We start from the raw sequence: 16,231 nt of genomic DNA, 5'->3' as shown, positions 1-16,231 counted from the left end.
TGTGGGTGCATACATCATTTGCCTATGACTTATGACTAATAACTGATGACTAAAGATAAAATGGTTAAGCCTAAAAGCATAAAAGCTGCTCATCGCCCATAACTTTACCTTTCGCCATGTCTGTTCAAACAAAAGTATACGAAGGCAAAGCTAAAATCCTCTACACAACGGATGATCCTGAAATCTTATTAGCTGATTTTAAAGACGATGCGACTGCCTTTAACGCCCAAAAACGGGGTAGCATCCAGGGTAAGGGAAATATAAATAATAGCATTTCTAGTAAACTATTTCAACAACTGGAAGCGCATGGTATAAAGACTCACTATATAGACAGCCCTGCTCCGAATCAAATGCGGGTAAAGGCGTTGAAGATTTTGCCATTGGAAGTCGTGGTGAGGAATATTGCTGCTGGAAGTCTTTGCAAACAAACAGGATTACCACTGGGGACTGTGTTAAAACAGCCATTGGTCGAGTTTTATTACAAAAACGATGAATTGGGAGATCCATTGTTAACAGGCGATCGCCTTTTCCTGTTAGAACTCGCGACTCCGGAACAAGTAGATACCATTACCCATCTAGCATTACAAATCAACAAGTTTCTTTGTGACTTTTTCCGGCGGTGCGACATTACCTTAGTGGACTTCAAACTGGAGTTTGGCTTGGACTCACAACAGCAATTGCTATTGGCAGATGAAATTAGTCCGGACACTTGTCGTTTATGGGACAATTCTGCTGTACGTGATCCGAATCTCCGGGTACTGGACAAAGACCGCTTCCGTCAAGACTTGGGGAATGTAGAGAATGCCTACCAGGAGGTTTTACAACGAGTACTCAAAGCTGTGGAAAGCAATTGAAGCAGATAAGGAATTGGCGACTGGGGACTAAGTCATTCCCAATTCCCAATTGTTGATCCCCAATGGCTAATACTTTGGTAAAAAAGAAAAACAAATGATTCTTATCCACTTTTGCCTTTTGCAATTTGCCTTATAAAGGTAAAAGGCAAAAATTAAGAATGTAATTTTTAGATTAACCTTTGGTTGAGAGCATGATTGCCTAGTGATGGTGTGTGGACGTGAAGAGGAATCCAAAAAAAATGCGCTTATCTCCCGTTTTAGTCACAGTTGTGGCGATTGCAGCCCCTTTTGGCAGTTCGCTGAGTGCAAATGCACAAACGCCCAACACTTCAAATTTAAACCAGACAGCAGAGGCTTTAAAACCTTTAAGCAATCAACAGTACAAAGTCGGGGTCTTCCCAGCTTCGTCAGCAGCAATAGCGAAGCCGGAAGTCATAGTGCCAAGTTCCATAGAAAACTCAACAACGACAGGGTTCCCCAACAGTTCTAAACAGACAGCAGAGGGTTTAAAACCTTTAACCAATCAACAGTACAAAGTCGGAGTCTTCCCAGCTTCAGCATCAACAGCGACAAAAAAGGTCATATTGCCAAGAAGCTCCACATCTTCACCAATTGCACAAAATCCTCCGCAAACGCCCGCGCCTGACACTGAAGAGCAGCAAACATCTCCCCAAGCTCCCAATACCACTCCTGCACCGGAAAATATCAACCAGCCTGCGGCGGAACCGGGACAAAATCCTGGACAAACACCTTTTCCAAGCATTCAACAACAAACACCCGCTCCTGAGACTCAACAGCAGCAAACACCTCCCCAAGGTGGTACCAATCAACCTGCAACTGAACCGGGACAACAAAATCCTGGGCAAACACCTTTTCCAAGCATTCAACAGCAACAAACACCCGCTCCGGAAACTCAACAGCAGCAAACACCTCCCCAGACTCCTGGTACTCCCACCACACCAAATGGTACCAATCAACCAGGGGCGGAACCGGGACAAAATCCTGGGCAAACACCTTTTCCAAGCATTCAACAACAAACACCCGCTCCTAACACTCAACAGCAACAAACACCTCCCCAAGCTCCTGGTACTCCCACTACACCGGATGGTACCAATCAACCAGGGGCTGAACCTACATCTCCACAAGCTCCAGGAAGTCCCCAACCAGAGCAATCCCCAGAAGCCGCTGAACCCCGCGTGCTAGTCTCTGAAGTCTTGATTAGATCTGAAAGTGGGCAACTCGTGCCGGAACTGGAAGAGCAAGTGTATAGAGCCATTCGCACGCAACCAGGACGAACAACAACCCGTTCCCAACTGCAAGAAGATATTAACTCCATTTTTGCTACAGGCTTCTTCTCCAACGTCCAAGCAGTACCAGAAGATACACCTGTGGGAGTACGGGTAAGCTTTGTTGTACGACCTAACCCTGTCCTAACTAAGGTGCAAGTGCAGGCAAATCCCGGCGCAAATGTTCCCTCTGTACTACCTGCTACTACCGCAGATGAAATATTTAAAAACCAGTATGGGAAAATCCTCAACTTGCGTGATTTACAAGAGGGCATCAAGCAATTAAGCAAGCGCTATCAAGACCAAGGTTATGTGCTGGCAAACGTAATTGGAGCGCCGCAAGTCTCTGAAAACGGAGTTGTCACTTTGCAAGTGACAGAAGGGGTGGTAGAAAATATCCGAGTTCAGTTCCGCAATAAAGAAGGTCAGGTGACAAACGACAAGGGACAACCGATCCGGGGACGGACGCAACCCTATATCGTGACGCGAGAACTGCAGCTCAAGCCCGGAACAGTTTTCAACCGCAACACAGTGCAAAAAGACTTGCAAAGGGTCTTCGGACTGGGGCTGTTTGAAGATGTGAATGTTTCTCTTGACCCTGGTACAGACCCCAGCAAGGTGAATGTGGTCGTCAACGTGGTTGAGCGTAACAGTGGTTCTATTGGTGCGGGTGCAGGTTTGAGTTCTGCCAGTGGATTGTTTGGTTCAATCAGCTATCAGGAGCAAAACCTCAATGGCAGAAATCAAAAATTAGGGGCAGAGGCGCAGGTAGGAACAAGGGGAGAGTTTCTGTTTGATCTGCGCTTCACAGATCCCTGGATAGGTGGTGACCCCTTCCGGACTTCTTATACGGCAAATCTCTTCCGCCGTCAGTCGATTTCATTGATTTTTGAAGGCGACGATAAAAACATTGAAACTGTTAGAAACCCCAATGACCCCAATGAGGATGGCGATCGCCCCCGTATTGTGCGTTTGGGAGGCGGTGTTAACTTCACCCGTCCCTTGTCCAACAATCCCTACGAAAGGTCAGAATGGACAGCTTCAGCTGGTTTACAGTATCAACGAGTGACTACCAAAGATGCTGATGGCGATACTAGAAGTCTGGGGCGTCTCGAGAACACAAATGAGATCATTGAGTTGACCCAATCTGGGGAAGGTGAAGACGATTTGTTGCTATTGCAACTAGGTGCTGCACGCGATCTGAGAAATAACCCCTTGCAACCTACCAGTGGTTCTTACTTCCGCGTTGGTCTTGACCAGTCGGTGCCGATAGGACTGGGCAATATTCTCTTAACCAGGTTGCGGGGTAGCTACAGCCAATACTTCCCTGTAAGCTTTATTAACTTCACTAAAGGACCGCAAACCCTTGCTTTTAATCTTCAAGCGGGAACAATCCTTGGTGACTTACCTCCCTACGAAGCTTTTTCTCTCGGTGGTAGCAACTCCGTTCGAGGATATGACGAAGGAGGCTTAGCCAGTGGACGTAGTTTCGTACAAGCATCGGTTGAGTATCGCTTCCCAGTTTTCTCCGTCGTCAGCGGCGCACTATTTTTTGATGTTGGTTCCGATTTCGGAACTGGTAATAGAGCATCTCAGTTGCTGAACAAAAATGGTACTGGTTACGGTTACGGTGTTGGCGTGCGCGTGCAGTCTCCTTTGGGACCAATTCGCATTGACTACGGCATCAACGATGATGGAGATAGCCGCATCAACTTTGGTATTGGCGAAAGGTTCTAAGTAGTCATTAGTCGTTAGTCATTCGTTATTAGTCATTAGTCATTAGTCATTAGTCATTCTTCACGACAAATGACTAATGACCAAGGACAAAGGACAAAGGACAAATGACAAAGGACAAAAAATAATATGCAAGAACATACATTAGCAGCGCAAATTAACCAAACAGGAGTGGGACTGCACAGCGGAGTCAGTACGCAAGTTCGGGTAAAACCAGCCGAAGCGGGAAGTGGACGCTACTTTGTGCGCGTGGATTTGCCCGATACTCCAATCATTCCAGCGCAAGTCGCAGCGGTGAATCAAACCGTGCTTTCCACTCAGTTGGGTAAAGGAGAAGCATCTGTCCGCACGGTAGAGCATTTGCTAGCAGCCCTTGCTGCAATGAAAGTGGATAACGCCCGAATTGAAATTGACGGTCCAGAAGTGCCACTTTTGGATGGATCAGCGAAGGTGTGGACAGAGGCGATCGCCCAAGTTGGTTTAGTGTCACAAAGCCTGAGTGAGGAAAAAGTTCTTCCAGTCATCGACCAACCAATTTGGGTGCGTCAGGGTGATGCTTTTGTCTGTGCCATTCCAGCCCCAGAAACTCGCTTTACCTACGGTATTGATTTCGATTTCCCGGCGATTGGTAATCAATGGCACAGCTGGTCGTTCACTCCCAATAAGGGAAACCCTCATGATACCTTCGCTCTAGAAATTGCTCCTGCCCGTACCTTTGGTTTACTGCATCAAATAGAACACTTGCAGCAGTCGGGGTTGATTAAAGGTGGCAGCTTGGATAATGCTCTGGTTTGTGGACCAGACGGTTGGGTAAATCCGCCATTAAGATTTGCAAATGAGCCAGTACGTCATAAAATCTTGGATTTAGTAGGAGATTTAAGCTTGCTTGGAATTTTCCCTTGCGCTCATTTTTTGGCGTACAAAGCCAGCCACAATTTACACATTCAACTGGCGCAAAGGATTTTAGATTTGGAAATTGGTATGTAGTAAGCATTTAAGCGCTGATTACAAGCCAAAGCTCGATCCAAAATCCACATTTTTAGGGGGAGGTTCAAACAAGCACCTACGCAAAAAACAAACATAGCAAATAAATCGCACTGTCTAATGTCAAGTGTCACCCAACAAGTCAATACCATCGATATTCCCACAACACCAGCATCTACCAATGACCAGCCAGATAATGCCACCACAAGCAAGTCTGACAATCAGGTCATTTACTCTATAGAAGACATCCAAAAGCTGCTACCTCACCGCTACCCCTTTGCGCTCGTAGACCGGATTATTGAATATGTGCCGGGAAAACGAGCTGTTGGCATTAAGAACGTCAGTATCAATGAACCCCATTTTCAAGGGCATTTTCCAGGACGTCCAATTATGCCAGGAGTGCTGATTGTAGAAGCAATGGCACAAGTTGGCGGTGTTGTTTTGACTCAACTTCCAGATATGGAAGGCGGACTCTTTGTATTTGCTGGTATCGATAAAGTTCGCTTCCGCCGTCAAGTCGTACCAGGGGATCAACTGGTTATGACTGTGGAACTATTGTGGGTAAAACAACGTCGTTTCGGTAAAATGCAAGCGCGTGCCGAAGTAGACGGTCAGCTCGCTACTGAAGGCGAACTGATGTTTTCCCTAGTAACCTGAAAATTTGCTTTTGTGGTAGAGGCACGACCGTGACGTGCCTTTCCTGAACCTTTTACTGAATTCTGAATAAGGATATCAGTAAAAGAAACAACTCACAACAGCATTATTATTTTAGTTTTATATTTTCGACGCCCTCACACATAAGTAGCTCACCTGACACTTTCGGCTACTAAATAACTAAACTCTCAGCATTCAAGACTCTTCTGGAGATGCACCCTTGAAAACCCTAATTCATCAAACTGCTGTAATTCATCCTAATGCAGAATTGCACCCTACAGTGCAAGTCGGTGCTTATGCTGTGATTGGAGGGCATGTCAAAGTCGGTCCTGAAACCACCATCGGCGCTCATGCCGTACTAGAGGGACCTTTGGAGATTGGGGCACGAAATCAAATTTTTCCGGGAGCCGTAATTGGCATGGAACCCCAAGATCGAAAATACGATGGCGAATTTAGCTGGGTCAAAATCGGAGATGATAACCGCATTCGCGAGTACGTCACGATTAACCGCGCCACTGGTACGGGTAAAGAAACTCGCATTGGCAACGGTAACCTACTCATGGCTTATGTCCATGTAGGTCATAATTCTGTCATAGAAGACAATGTCACTATTTCTAATTCTGTAGCGATCGCCGGACACGTCCACATAGAGTCACGATCAGTCATAAGTGGGGTTCTGGGAATTCATCAATTTGTGCATATTGGAACTTTGGCAATGGTGGGGGGCATGAGCCGCATTGAGCGAGATGTTCCTCCATATATGCTTGTAGAAGGAAATCCATCGCGAGTGCGTTCACTTAACCTTGTAGGACTCAAACGCGCTGGTTTTAGCACTGATGAGTTTCAAATCCTGAAAAAAGCCTTTCGTATTCTTTACCGTTCTGAAATGGTCTTTAAGGAATCCTTGGAACAGTTGGAATTACTAGGCGATACCCAACAGTTACAGCATCTGCGTCGGTTTTTGCTACTTTCTCAAATGCCAGGAAGACGCGGCTTGATTCCTGGAAAGGGGAAAGCTGTCGTGAGTGACGAATCATAAAGAAGATGAGGAGGATAAGGGGGATGAGGAGGATGAGGAGGATGAGAAAGTTATTTCTTTCCTCTCCCTTGTCTCCCCCATCTCCCTCATCTCCCCCATCTCCCTTGTCTCCCCCATCTCCCTCATCTCCCCCATCTCCCTCATCTCCCCTATCTCCTTGAATTTCCTATTCCTAAATTTATAAATGCGAATATTTATCAGTACTGGCGAAGTGTCTGGCGACCTACAAGGATCGCTGCTAGTTGCTGCACTTAAGCGTCAAGCGGCATTGGCTGGATTGGAATTAGAAATTGTGGCGCTGGGTGGCGAAAAAATGGCAAATGTTGGAGCTACCCTTTTAGAAAATACTACTAGAATTGGCTCAGTAGGTATTCTGGAATCACTGCCTTATGTGTTACCAACACTCCAGATCCAACGACGGGCGATCGCCTATCTCAAGCAAAATCCACCTGACTTGGTGGTGCTCATTGACTATATGACACCAAATATTGTCATAGGCAACTATCTTCGCCGGAATCTGCCACAAATACCTGTTGTATTTTATATAGCACCACAAGAGTGGGTTTGGTCACTGAATTCACGTAATACCAACTTAATTGTTGGCATAACAGACAAGCTGCTAGCAGTCTTTCCTGGGGAAGCCCGGTATTTTCAAGAAAAAGGAGCAAATGTAACCTGGGTAGGGCATCCTTTAATAGATAGAGTTCAAAGCTTTCCCAGTCGGGAAACGGCGCGTACAGAGTTAGGAATTGCCGAGGATGTCATAAGTGTCGCTCTTCTCCCCGCCTCTCGTCGCCAAGAACTTAAACATCTTCTGCCTGTGATGTTCCAGGCAGCTCAAGTGATTCAAGCCAAATTGCCTCAGGTACATTTTTGGATACCTTTATCTCTGGAAATTTACCGAGAAGCAATTGAACAGGCAATACAGCAGTACGGTCTACGAGGTTCTGTGGTATCCGGTAAAACTCCGGAAGTCCTCGCCGCCGCTGATATGGCAATCACCAAATCTGGCACAGTTAACCTGGAACTGGCACTGTTGAACGTGCCTCAAGTTGTTCTCTACCGACTTCATCCCATCACGGCTTGGATTGCGCGTACTGTGCTCAAAGGTTCTATACCTTTCGCATCGCCGCCTAATTTAGTGATGATGAAGCCAATTGTGCCAGAATTGTTACAAGAGCAAGCGACACCAGAGAACATTACCCAAGCGGCGCTGGAATTATTACTTAATTCCGAGCGTAAACAGCAAATGTTGGCAGACTATCAAGAAATGCAGCAGCGTTTGGGAGAAGTGGGAGTGTGCGATCGCGCTGCCAAAGAAATTTTGCAAATGCTACCAAATTTTCAACATTAGAGCCTGCTTATAAAGAAAACCTTATTCGGGTATGTTACGGCTCGACACGTATGAATCGGTTGCGTAGAATTATAGCGCTTCTCGTTAGGATGAAGTAATTATTTATCTGTGTCCATCTGTGTCCATCTGTGGTTCTTATTTCTTGATGTATTGCGAACTCGGCTTACATCCCCAGGACGATTGACAAATCGGCAACTACCGTGCATTAGTTAAAGTAATAATTTCTTCAAAAGAAAAATCATGAACTAGGTTAGTCAAGGCTTTAGCTAAACAAGCGTGTGACTGAGGAATCTCCTTAACGAGATTGAGAACGTCCTTGGCATTAACTCTCGTTGCAGCCTGACGCAATTGTTCCACCCACTCAACAGGCATTTGTGCGATCGCATCTGCGATTTCGTCTGTCGAAAGAATCGGCTGTTGGTGCAGTTTTGTTTCGTGCGTGACATAGATATACTTGGCACCCAAGTATTCAGCCATCTTTTCAAAGATGGTTTCAGCGGAAAAGGGCTTCCGGACAAAATCGTCACAGCCTGTAGATAAAGCTATGAGCCGATCCTCTTCAAAAGCACTGCCCGTCAAAGCAATCACAACAGGGGCATAATCCCCTGTGGATTTTATCCGTTTGGTTGCTTCATACCCATCCATCAAGGGCATTCGCATATCCATCCAGACTAGATGGGGACGCCAAGTGGCAGACAACTCGATCGCTTCTTGCCCGTTGTGAGCTTCCCGCACGTCAAAACCCACAGGTTGCAGCAACTCGATCATAAGTTGGCGAATTTCCTGTTTGTCCTCTACGACTAAAATGCGATAATGCGGTTGTCCCGGAGCCAAAGCACTGACCTGCTGAGCCGATTTTTGAACCTGTACCTCCGAGGCTTGAACCTCCTGAGTTTGGATATCAAACTTAAAAATGGTTCCGATGCCCAAGGTGCTGTCTGCGGTAATCTCTCCTCCCATCAAGCGGACAAATTTCTGACTGATCGGCAAGCCCAGCCCAGTTCCCCCCTCTTGAGAGTTTTGACCGGTCTGAGTTTGCACGAACGGCTCAAATAAACGCTCAAGTTCAGTTAAATCAATACCGGGACCGGTATCTTCGACTTCAAAAAACAAGCGCAATCGTCTGTCCCGTTCCTCATTCCCCCGCTTTCCTCGCAAAATAACTTTGCCTGCTTGGGTAAACTTAATAGCATTGCCTAACAAGTTAATGAAAACCTGGCGCAGTTTGCTCTGATCGCTGCGAATATATTGAGGAAAGTCGGGGGCTAGTTCAAAGATCAGCTTCAATCCTTTAGACTCGGCTTTTAACCGGAACATCTGTTGCAAACTGTCCAAAAGATACTTTAAGTCGAAGTTAGTTTGATGAAATATAATTTTGCCCGCCTCAATTTTGGACATTTCCAAAACATCATCAATCAAATTCAACAAGTGTTCGCCACTGCGGGCGATCGTCTCCAAGTACTCCTGTTGCTGAGCATCAACAGTGCTACTCCTAGCAAGCAATTGAGTAAAGCCCAGGATAATATTGAGAGGAGTTCGCAGTTCGTGGCTCATATTTGCCAAGAACTGACTTTTGGCATTGTTTGCTACATCCGCTGCTTCTTTAGCCTGGTTGAGTGCGACTTCTATCTGTTTGCGCACCGTGATATCGCGAATCACTAAAACAGCACATTTCTCGCCTCCGACCAATTGAATACAGCTGCCAGAAATTTCCAGGATTAAGGTTTGCTCGTATCGTTGAAATTCATATTCAGTGGCTTTGAGTTGATTTTGGAGTGCGTTCACCACTGGATGTGCTGAGGGTAAAATCTCTAGACTCTGCTGTGTTAATGGCAGTAGCTCGATCAGTTGCCTTCCCAGAATAGTGATATGAGGTCTATCAAGCAGGCGATCAAAGACGGTGTTGCACCATTGGACAACAGTGTCTTCACCCGTCCAAACGATCGCGTTATCAATAGCTCCTAGTGCAACCTCCATCTTTCCTAAAGTTGAACGCAGTCGGCTCAACTGAAGGGCAAGATCGTTCTCCATAAATACAACCTTATTGCGAAATTATAGCGGTTAGCAATTGGGTAAGGTACGCCAAAGAAATAATGAACCACAGATGGACACAGATGGACACAGATAAATAATTACTTCATCCAAACGAGAAACGCTATATTATTGCTTTACAAAGGACGAATCATTGCTCCAAACAACCAATGTTCTCCTTGCTTGTGTGCCGTAATCAAATGTTCGCTCTCGATTTCTTTTCCATCCTTGGTTACGGCTTTCAGTAGGAGAGGGTGATTGAGAACATGAGACTTTTCCGTCATGACAAAGCGGGAAAAACTGAGTCGATGGGAATCGTGGAGACTCCTGGGAATGATGACTTCGAGGGGTAAGCCAACTATCTCCTCCGAACTCCAGCCAAAAACAGTTTTAAAAGAATCATTGACATAACTGATAAATCCTTCTTGGTCGGTCAGAACAACTGGAAATTCAGTTTCTAACCTCATGTCATTAATACTTTTCATGCAACAGCTTTGATTCTTTATAATAAGGAAAAATTGATATATGTATTTTTACACTATAAACGTTCTTTTGTGACCTAAGGTAGAGTAAAATATAAAACTATTGACTTAGTGTTTGCCTCATGCATTTAGCAATTCCTCAGCCCTCAAACTTTCCTATTTTTCTTCTTCAAAAGTCTGATAATAAGGATAAAAGCCTGGAAAAATGGGATGAATGTTGACGGATGCTCTTACAGATACTTGTTTGTTGGTTTTGACTCAGGCTGAAGATGAATGGTAGTGAATTACACAAGGGAGATATCCTTATTGTTGACGACACCCTTGATAACCTGCGCCTGTTATCTAACATACTTATCGAGCAGGGGTATGAGGTGCGGGGGGTGACAAACGGCTCAATGGCGTTAATGGGTGCCACCGCTCAACCACCGGATTTGATTTTGCTCGACATCAATATGCCGGGACTCAATGGCTATGAAGTTTGCCAGCAGTTGAAAGCAAATGCCCAAACTTCCGAGATTCCGGTCATTTTCCTCAGCGCTTTAAGTGAAGCCTTTGATAAGGTAAAAGCGTTCTCAGTTGGAGGTGTAGATTACATTACCAAGCCTTTTCAACTAGAGGAAGTCTTCGCCCGTGTTGAAACTCAACTCACAAGCCGTAGATTGCGAGAACAACTTCAACTTCAAAATTCCCGTTTGCAGCTTGCAGAGAAAGAACTCCTCAAAGCTTTAAAGCAAGAGCGGGAACTTAACCAGCGGATTCAGGAAATGACGGCTGTGGAAGAGCGCAATCGAATTGCCCGTGACATTCATGACTCCCTGGGGCATTCGCTGGTTGCACTCAATATTGAAATTGAAGCTGCTTTGGCTCTATGGCACGAGGACTTGGACAAAGCTCATGCATTTCTGTTGGAGGCAAAACAACTGGGGTCAGAGACGTTGAAAGCAGTACGCGAATCAGTTGCGCTGATCAGGTCTGAGCCACTGCAAGGTCATTCCTTAGAAAGGGCGATCGCAAGTCTTACAGATGAATTTCATCGGCTGACTGGTGTGATGCCAGAGTGCCATATTGACGTTACGCCCAACTTACCCGATTCGATAAACACAGCTATTTACCGAATTTTACAGGAAGGACTGACCAACATTTGCAAGTATGCCGAGGCAAGTGCAGTCCAGATTCAGCTTGAGTCTACAGCTTCTAGTGTATTTCTAATACTTCAGGATAATGGCAAAGGCTTTCAGGTGGAGCGCAACACAAAGGGATTTGGACTCAGGGGAATGCAGGAACGAGTCACTGCCTTGAAGGGTCAGTTGGAGATTGTCAGCGAACCAAATGCAGGTTGTCTCATTGCAGCTAAATTCCCACAATAGCAGATTCAGGACTTACGCAAAGTGGAGAATGTCATACTGAGCGAAACGGAGTGTAGCGAAGTATCTCAGAGATTCTTCGTTTCGCGCTTCGCTACACTCAGAATGACAGTTTTTCGTTAAAATGCGTGAGTCCTAAGATTGAGAACCAACAAAGAGCAAATTTGAGCCTTGAGGCAATTACCGAACATTTATGTAAAATATTTACTAAAATTTCGTAAATTTACGTTTTATTAGCGCAACATCAAGTTTAATAATTTTACGGCTGTTAAAAAACTTGCCTTGTTGTGTCCCACCGTTAAAAGCGGATGGGTTCTTAAATTATTTCTTATCACTCACTTATAACTAACTCATTTATGATTCGGGTATTGCTGGTTGAAGACCAAGAGATTGTCCGTCGTGGCTTGAAAACTCTATTAGAGATTCAGCCCGATTTAGAAATAGTGGCTGAAGCAGAAAACGGTCAAAAAGCGATTCATCAGATGGAAAGTCTTTATGGTAGGAATTCTCAACCCGAAGTCGTGTTGATGGACATCCGAATGCCCGTAATGGATGGAGTTGCTGCTACCGAGCAGATTTGCAAGCAGTTTCCAGACACAAAGATTCTGATTCTTACAACCTTTGATGATACTCCATATGTCTCGAGAGCCTTACGCTTTGGAGCTAAAGGATACTTATTGAAGGATACACCGGCACAAGAACTAGCTGCAGCAATTCGTTCGATTCACAAAGGGTATACTTACTTCGGACCCGGAATTCTGGAAAAAATGCTAAGTGTCGTACCAGTTGCTGAGCCAGAAGCACAAAAAGAGCCGCCAGAGGAACTCGCGCAACTCACTATCAGAGAACGAGAAGTTTTGTGTTTAATTGCAACGGGTTTAAGCAATCGAGAAATTGCCCAAACTCTCTTTCTTTCTGAAGGGACAGTCAGAAACCACATCACTCATATTCTGACTCGACTCAATTTACGCGATCGCACTCAAGCCGCCATTTTTGCTAATACCTTTCTATGTTGGCTGAAGAACTCTGAGTTGCCAACAAAAAGTGGAGTGTAAATAAATACAAAAGCATTGGACTATTGGAAAATTGGAGGTAAAACCTCTGTTTTAATCAAAAAGATTAGGCAAGATTGCGGAATGTGAGTTCCATCTGTGTCCATCTGTGTCCATCTGTGGTTAATTATTCTTTTTTTTTTGACTTTTGCAAGAAGTCTATTATGTAGAGACGCGCTTTCATGAGAGCGCGTCTCTACATTGTCTAACAGAATCAAGTCGCGGCACCCCTAAGATTTTGGTGTACTGTAGTCAAACCATCAGTCAAACCATCTTGGCTAATACTTGAGCTAACACCTGAGTATCTGTGTTTAAGCATTAGTGTGGAACTTTCAAAAACTCGAAATCTTGTTGTATGTTAATCTGACTCTTACTGATATCTTGCAACACAGCAATGAGATCATTTTGATAGTAAATTCCAGTATCCAATTTACTGCTACTGCCAAGACTGAAATTGCTTTCTGCAAAGGTATAGTTCGCTGCACTGAGTTGGATTTTATCTACACCTACTTCCCAATCGACAATTTTGGCATAGCTATTACCTTGATTGTAGTAATACACTTCCATCGCGGAACCCAAAACGAAGGTATCTTTTCCAATACCACCAATTAAGGTGTCCTGTTCGTTGACTCCACCGCCGTAACCGACAAGCGTATCATTGCCATTCATACCAGACAGGGTATCGCTACCTTTACCACCAGATAAGATGTTGTCGACTGCGTTACCAGTAATTTGATTATCGAGTTCGTTGCCGTAACCTGCGATCGCAGCGCTGCCAATTAACTCCAAGTTTTCAACATTAGCGGTTAAGGTGTAACCATCCACGTAAGACTTAACTGTATCGATTCCTTCTCCCGATTTCTCAACGACTTTGTCATAAGTATAAGTGGGGAAAAGTGTATCGCCTGTTTTGACGGACTCGACAGTATCTACATAGTAAATATCATTACCGACACCGCCAACAAGTGTGTCTATACCTTTGCCACCAGATAGGGTGTCATTGCCTAGTTCACCATAGAGACTATCAATGCCATCACCTCCATAGAGACTGTCATTGCCAGCACCTCCATTGATAGTGTCATGATCTAAACCACCAAAGACAAGATCATCACCTGCATGAGCGAAGATAATGTCGTTGCCTTCATAACCGTAGATGGTGTCGTTTTCTGCAGTACCGTGAATTACAGGAAAAAATGTGCCGTTGTCGTTGAAAGGAGTACCGTTAATGACTGCCATATGAATTTCCTTTTGTGCAATAAATGTAGAAGAAAATAGCTTTGAGACTGAGACTGCCTGGTTTTGTTTGAGGTTTGCTCTCGTCCCTTCACTCGATAGTTTTAAGATATCCGTAAAATTTTTCACAACCATCTAATAAATGTCACGAGCGCACCATGACATTTGTCATCATGCAGATGTTTATTAAACTTATGTGATATCAAGTCCGGTTGATTAGTGTCTATTCCCCCAGAACCCCACCCCGGCTTTGGCTTACGCGAAAACCGCCCTGCCCCTAATCCCCAGAGGGGACCCCGAGTTCCCCAAAACATCGGGGAGGGGTTGGGGTGGGGTGTACGCACGTTGGTAATGATGAGTGTTTAAACGGAAGGATTATTCTCAATAGTTCAGGATTAATGAAAATGAGCAACGGAAAAATCAGAGCTTAGGAAACCCTCAAAATCACATGAATCGACATACAATGAAAAGTCAAGTTGCCACAGGTATTCCTAGTACTTACAGAAATCATCCACATTGCAGAAAATCTGTATCAAGTCAAGCCGAGATACAATAGTTTCCATCACTCTCGTCTATCTTTTGTTTTTGTTCTAATTCCACTTTCAGCCTTTTTTGGTGGTCTTTTCAACCCGTCGAACTTACGTTAAATTAGGCTAAAGTCAATAATCTAGGATAGAGGCGTTACTAACAGCGTCCTTCAGCATTTTTAATCTAAAATCCCCAATTCGTAGCTTAAAAATCCAAGATGATTCACAGTAACCACAAACAAAGACCTATCGCTGTTGATTTATTTGCTGGTGCTGGTGGCATGACTCTTGGTTTTGAGCAAGCAGGATTTGACGTGCTTGCATCTATTGAAATTGATCCAATTCATTGTGCGACACATGAATTTAATTTTCCTTTTTGGACTATTTTATGTAAAAGTGTCGTTGATATTACAGGCGCAGAAATTAGAAGTCGCTCATCTATTGGTGATAGAGAAATCGATGTGGTGTTTGGTGGACCACCATGTCAAGGTTTTTCATTGATAGGTAAACGTGTTTTTGACGACCCTCGAAATTCCCTAGTTAATCATTTTATTCGGTTAGTTTTAGAATTGCAGCCTAAGTTTTTTATTTTAGAAAATGTTAAAGGAATGACTCTGGGAAAGCACAAAGAGTTTATTTCAGTAATCATCCAGGAATTTGAGCAAACTGGTTATAAAGTTCGTAAAGATTATAAAGTCTTAAATGCTGCTGAATATGGAGTGCCGCAGAATCGGGAAAGATTATTTTTGCTAGGTTGTCGTCAGGATTTGGAATTACCAAATTATCCCGAGCCAATGACTAGATTGGCAAAATCAAAGAAAGCAGCGTTAAATAACCAACTCCCATTAAGTCCAACAGTTTGGGATGCAATTGGTGATTTACCTGAAGTCGAAGATTATATTGAGCTTTTTGAAAAAGATTGGGTAATTGCAGACTTTGGGAAGCCAAGTGATTACGGAAGACAACTTCGTGGTCTTTGCTCCACAGATAACGATTATTCATATGAGCGTAAATATGACTATAGAATGCTCACCTCAAGTTTAAGAACAAAGCATACTTTAGATTCTATCAAAAGGTTTGAGTCTACTCCCGGTGGGAAAACAGAACCTGTCAGCCGCTTTTATAAACTTGCTCCTGAAGGAATATGCAATACACTTAGAGCAGGAACTGCTAGTAATAGAGGAGCTTTTACTTCTGCTAGACCAATTCACCCATTTACCCCAAGATGTATTACTGTGCGAGAAGCTGCGCGTTTACATTCTTATCCGGACTGGTTCAGATTTCATGTAACAAAATGGCATGGATTTCGACAAATAGGAAATTCTGTTCCTCCGTTATTAGCTAAGGCAGTAGCGTCAGAAATTATTAAAGTTCTTGGTGTATGTCCATCTAAACCTGGAATGATACAAGAGTTAGGAAACGAAAATTTACTAATGTTTGATATGTCTCAAGCAGCTAGATATTATGGGGTAAATCCGCAAATTATAGAATCAAGAGCGAGAAAGTCAAGGTAGTACAAGAAAAACACTACAGGCTAGTCCTCGCAGAGCAAATTTCCGAAACAGATTTAAAAAACTACAGGATTTACGAGTAAGCTGTAGGGTGCTTTAGGAACCGCGCTAACACACCCAAAGTGA

General features: G+C 44.1%; 12 protein-coding genes. 9 read left to right on the top strand and 3 right to left on the bottom strand.

What is annotated here, in order from left to right; all coding sequences use genetic code 11:
* Positions 1 to 116 precede the first annotated feature (116 nt).
* The 6 genes from purC (at position 117) to lpxB (ending at position 7,905) form a co-directional block, all read left to right on the top strand.
* Positions 117 to 854: a phosphoribosylaminoimidazolesuccinocarboxamide synthase gene (gene purC, locus ACM0OZ_RS21305; RefSeq protein WP_414584820.1), complete on the top strand. Its 738-nt coding sequence runs from the start codon at positions 117 to 119 to the stop codon at positions 852 to 854.
* A gap of 239 nt (positions 855 to 1,093) precedes the next feature.
* Positions 1,094 to 3,877: a BamA/TamA family outer membrane protein gene (locus tag ACM0OZ_RS21300; protein WP_414584819.1), complete on the top strand. Its 2,784-nt coding sequence runs from the start codon at positions 1,094 to 1,096 to the stop codon at positions 3,875 to 3,877.
* Positions 3,878 to 4,003: 126 nt separating this feature from the next.
* Positions 4,004 to 4,861, top strand: coding sequence for a UDP-3-O-acyl-N-acetylglucosamine deacetylase (gene lpxC / locus ACM0OZ_RS21295; RefSeq protein ID WP_414584818.1), 858 nt, complete (start codon positions 4,004 to 4,006; stop codon positions 4,859 to 4,861).
* 117 nt (positions 4,862 to 4,978) lie between these two features.
* Positions 4,979 to 5,515, top strand: a complete 537-nt coding sequence (fabZ, locus tag ACM0OZ_RS21290; RefSeq protein ID WP_414584817.1) for a 3-hydroxyacyl-ACP dehydratase FabZ — start codon at positions 4,979 to 4,981, stop codon at positions 5,513 to 5,515.
* A 217-nt stretch (positions 5,516 to 5,732) separates the two neighbouring features.
* Entirely contained in the window at positions 5,733 to 6,551 is an 819-nt protein-coding gene (gene lpxA, locus ACM0OZ_RS21285; protein WP_414584816.1) for an acyl-ACP--UDP-N-acetylglucosamine O-acyltransferase, read from the top strand.
* A gap of 184 nt (positions 6,552 to 6,735) precedes the next feature.
* Positions 6,736 to 7,905: a lipid-A-disaccharide synthase gene (gene lpxB, locus ACM0OZ_RS21280; protein ID WP_414584815.1), complete on the top strand. Its 1,170-nt coding sequence runs from the start codon at positions 6,736 to 6,738 to the stop codon at positions 7,903 to 7,905.
* A 195-nt stretch (positions 7,906 to 8,100) separates the two neighbouring features.
* Here the strand turns inward: lpxB and ACM0OZ_RS21275 are convergent, their stop codons facing one another.
* Both ACM0OZ_RS21275 and ACM0OZ_RS21270 read right to left on the bottom strand, forming a co-directional pair.
* Positions 8,101 to 9,936, bottom strand: coding sequence for an ATP-binding protein (locus tag ACM0OZ_RS21275; protein WP_414584814.1), 1,836 nt, complete (start codon positions 9,934 to 9,936; stop codon positions 8,101 to 8,103).
* 137 nt (positions 9,937 to 10,073) lie between these two features.
* Complete coding sequence (locus ACM0OZ_RS21270; protein ID WP_414584813.1) at positions 10,074 to 10,421, bottom strand: PAS domain S-box protein; 348 nt, start codon at positions 10,419 to 10,421, stop codon at positions 10,074 to 10,076.
* 266 nt (positions 10,422 to 10,687) lie between these two features.
* Here ACM0OZ_RS21270 and ACM0OZ_RS21265 point away from each other — a divergent pair, with 266 nt between their 5' ends.
* Positions 10,688 to 11,785: a response regulator gene (locus tag ACM0OZ_RS21265; RefSeq protein ID WP_414584812.1), complete on the top strand. Its 1,098-nt coding sequence runs from the start codon at positions 10,688 to 10,690 to the stop codon at positions 11,783 to 11,785.
* Positions 11,786 to 12,138: 353 nt separating this feature from the next.
* Complete coding sequence (locus tag ACM0OZ_RS21260) at positions 12,139 to 12,837, top strand: response regulator transcription factor (protein WP_414584811.1); 699 nt, start codon at positions 12,139 to 12,141, stop codon at positions 12,835 to 12,837.
* Between the two features lie 315 nt (positions 12,838 to 13,152).
* On the opposite strand, the gene ACM0OZ_RS21255 is transcribed toward ACM0OZ_RS21260, so the two are convergent.
* Positions 13,153 to 14,196: a calcium-binding protein gene (locus ACM0OZ_RS21255; RefSeq protein WP_414584810.1), complete on the bottom strand. Its 1,044-nt coding sequence runs from the start codon at positions 14,194 to 14,196 to the stop codon at positions 13,153 to 13,155.
* Positions 14,197 to 14,812: 616 nt separating this feature from the next.
* On the opposite strand from ACM0OZ_RS21255, the gene ACM0OZ_RS21250 reads away from it, so the two are divergent.
* Positions 14,813 to 16,108, top strand: coding sequence for a DNA cytosine methyltransferase (locus ACM0OZ_RS21250; protein WP_414584809.1), 1,296 nt, complete (start codon positions 14,813 to 14,815; stop codon positions 16,106 to 16,108).
* Positions 16,109 to 16,231 lie beyond the last annotated feature (123 nt).

Origin of the sequence: Scytonema sp. PCC 10023 (genome assembly GCF_963920835.1) — a bacterium.
In the GTDB taxonomy this organism is placed as follows: Bacteria; Cyanobacteriota; Cyanobacteriia; order Cyanobacteriales; family Nostocaceae; genus Kalymmatonema.
The sequence above is the reverse complement of the archived record's forward strand: the minus strand, read 5'-3'. Positions and strand labels throughout refer to the sequence as shown.

Bases quoted from the DNA above. Each gene is read 5' to 3' on its own strand.
- purC (WP_414584820.1), top strand. From the start codon at position 117: ATGTCTGTTCAAACAAAAGTATACGAAGGCAAAGCTAAAATCCTCTAC.
- ACM0OZ_RS21300 (WP_414584819.1), top strand. From the start codon at position 1,094: ATGCGCTTATCTCCCGTTTTAGTCACAGTTGTGGCGATTGCAGCCCCT.
- lpxC (WP_414584818.1), top strand. From the start codon at position 4,004: ATGCAAGAACATACATTAGCAGCGCAAATTAACCAAACAGGAGTGGGA.
- fabZ (WP_414584817.1), top strand. From the start codon at position 4,979: ATGTCAAGTGTCACCCAACAAGTCAATACCATCGATATTCCCACAACA.
- lpxB (WP_414584815.1), top strand. From the start codon at position 6,736: ATGCGAATATTTATCAGTACTGGCGAAGTGTCTGGCGACCTACAAGGA.
- ACM0OZ_RS21275 (WP_414584814.1), bottom strand. From the start codon at position 9,936: ATGGAGAACGATCTTGCCCTTCAGTTGAGCCGACTGCGTTCAACTTTA.
- ACM0OZ_RS21270 (WP_414584813.1), bottom strand. From the start codon at position 10,421: ATGAAAAGTATTAATGACATGAGGTTAGAAACTGAATTTCCAGTTGTT.
- ACM0OZ_RS21265 (WP_414584812.1), top strand. From the start codon at position 10,688: ATGAATGGTAGTGAATTACACAAGGGAGATATCCTTATTGTTGACGAC.
- ACM0OZ_RS21260 (WP_414584811.1), top strand. From the start codon at position 12,139: ATGATTCGGGTATTGCTGGTTGAAGACCAAGAGATTGTCCGTCGTGGC.
- ACM0OZ_RS21250 (WP_414584809.1), top strand. From the start codon at position 14,813: ATGATTCACAGTAACCACAAACAAAGACCTATCGCTGTTGATTTATTT.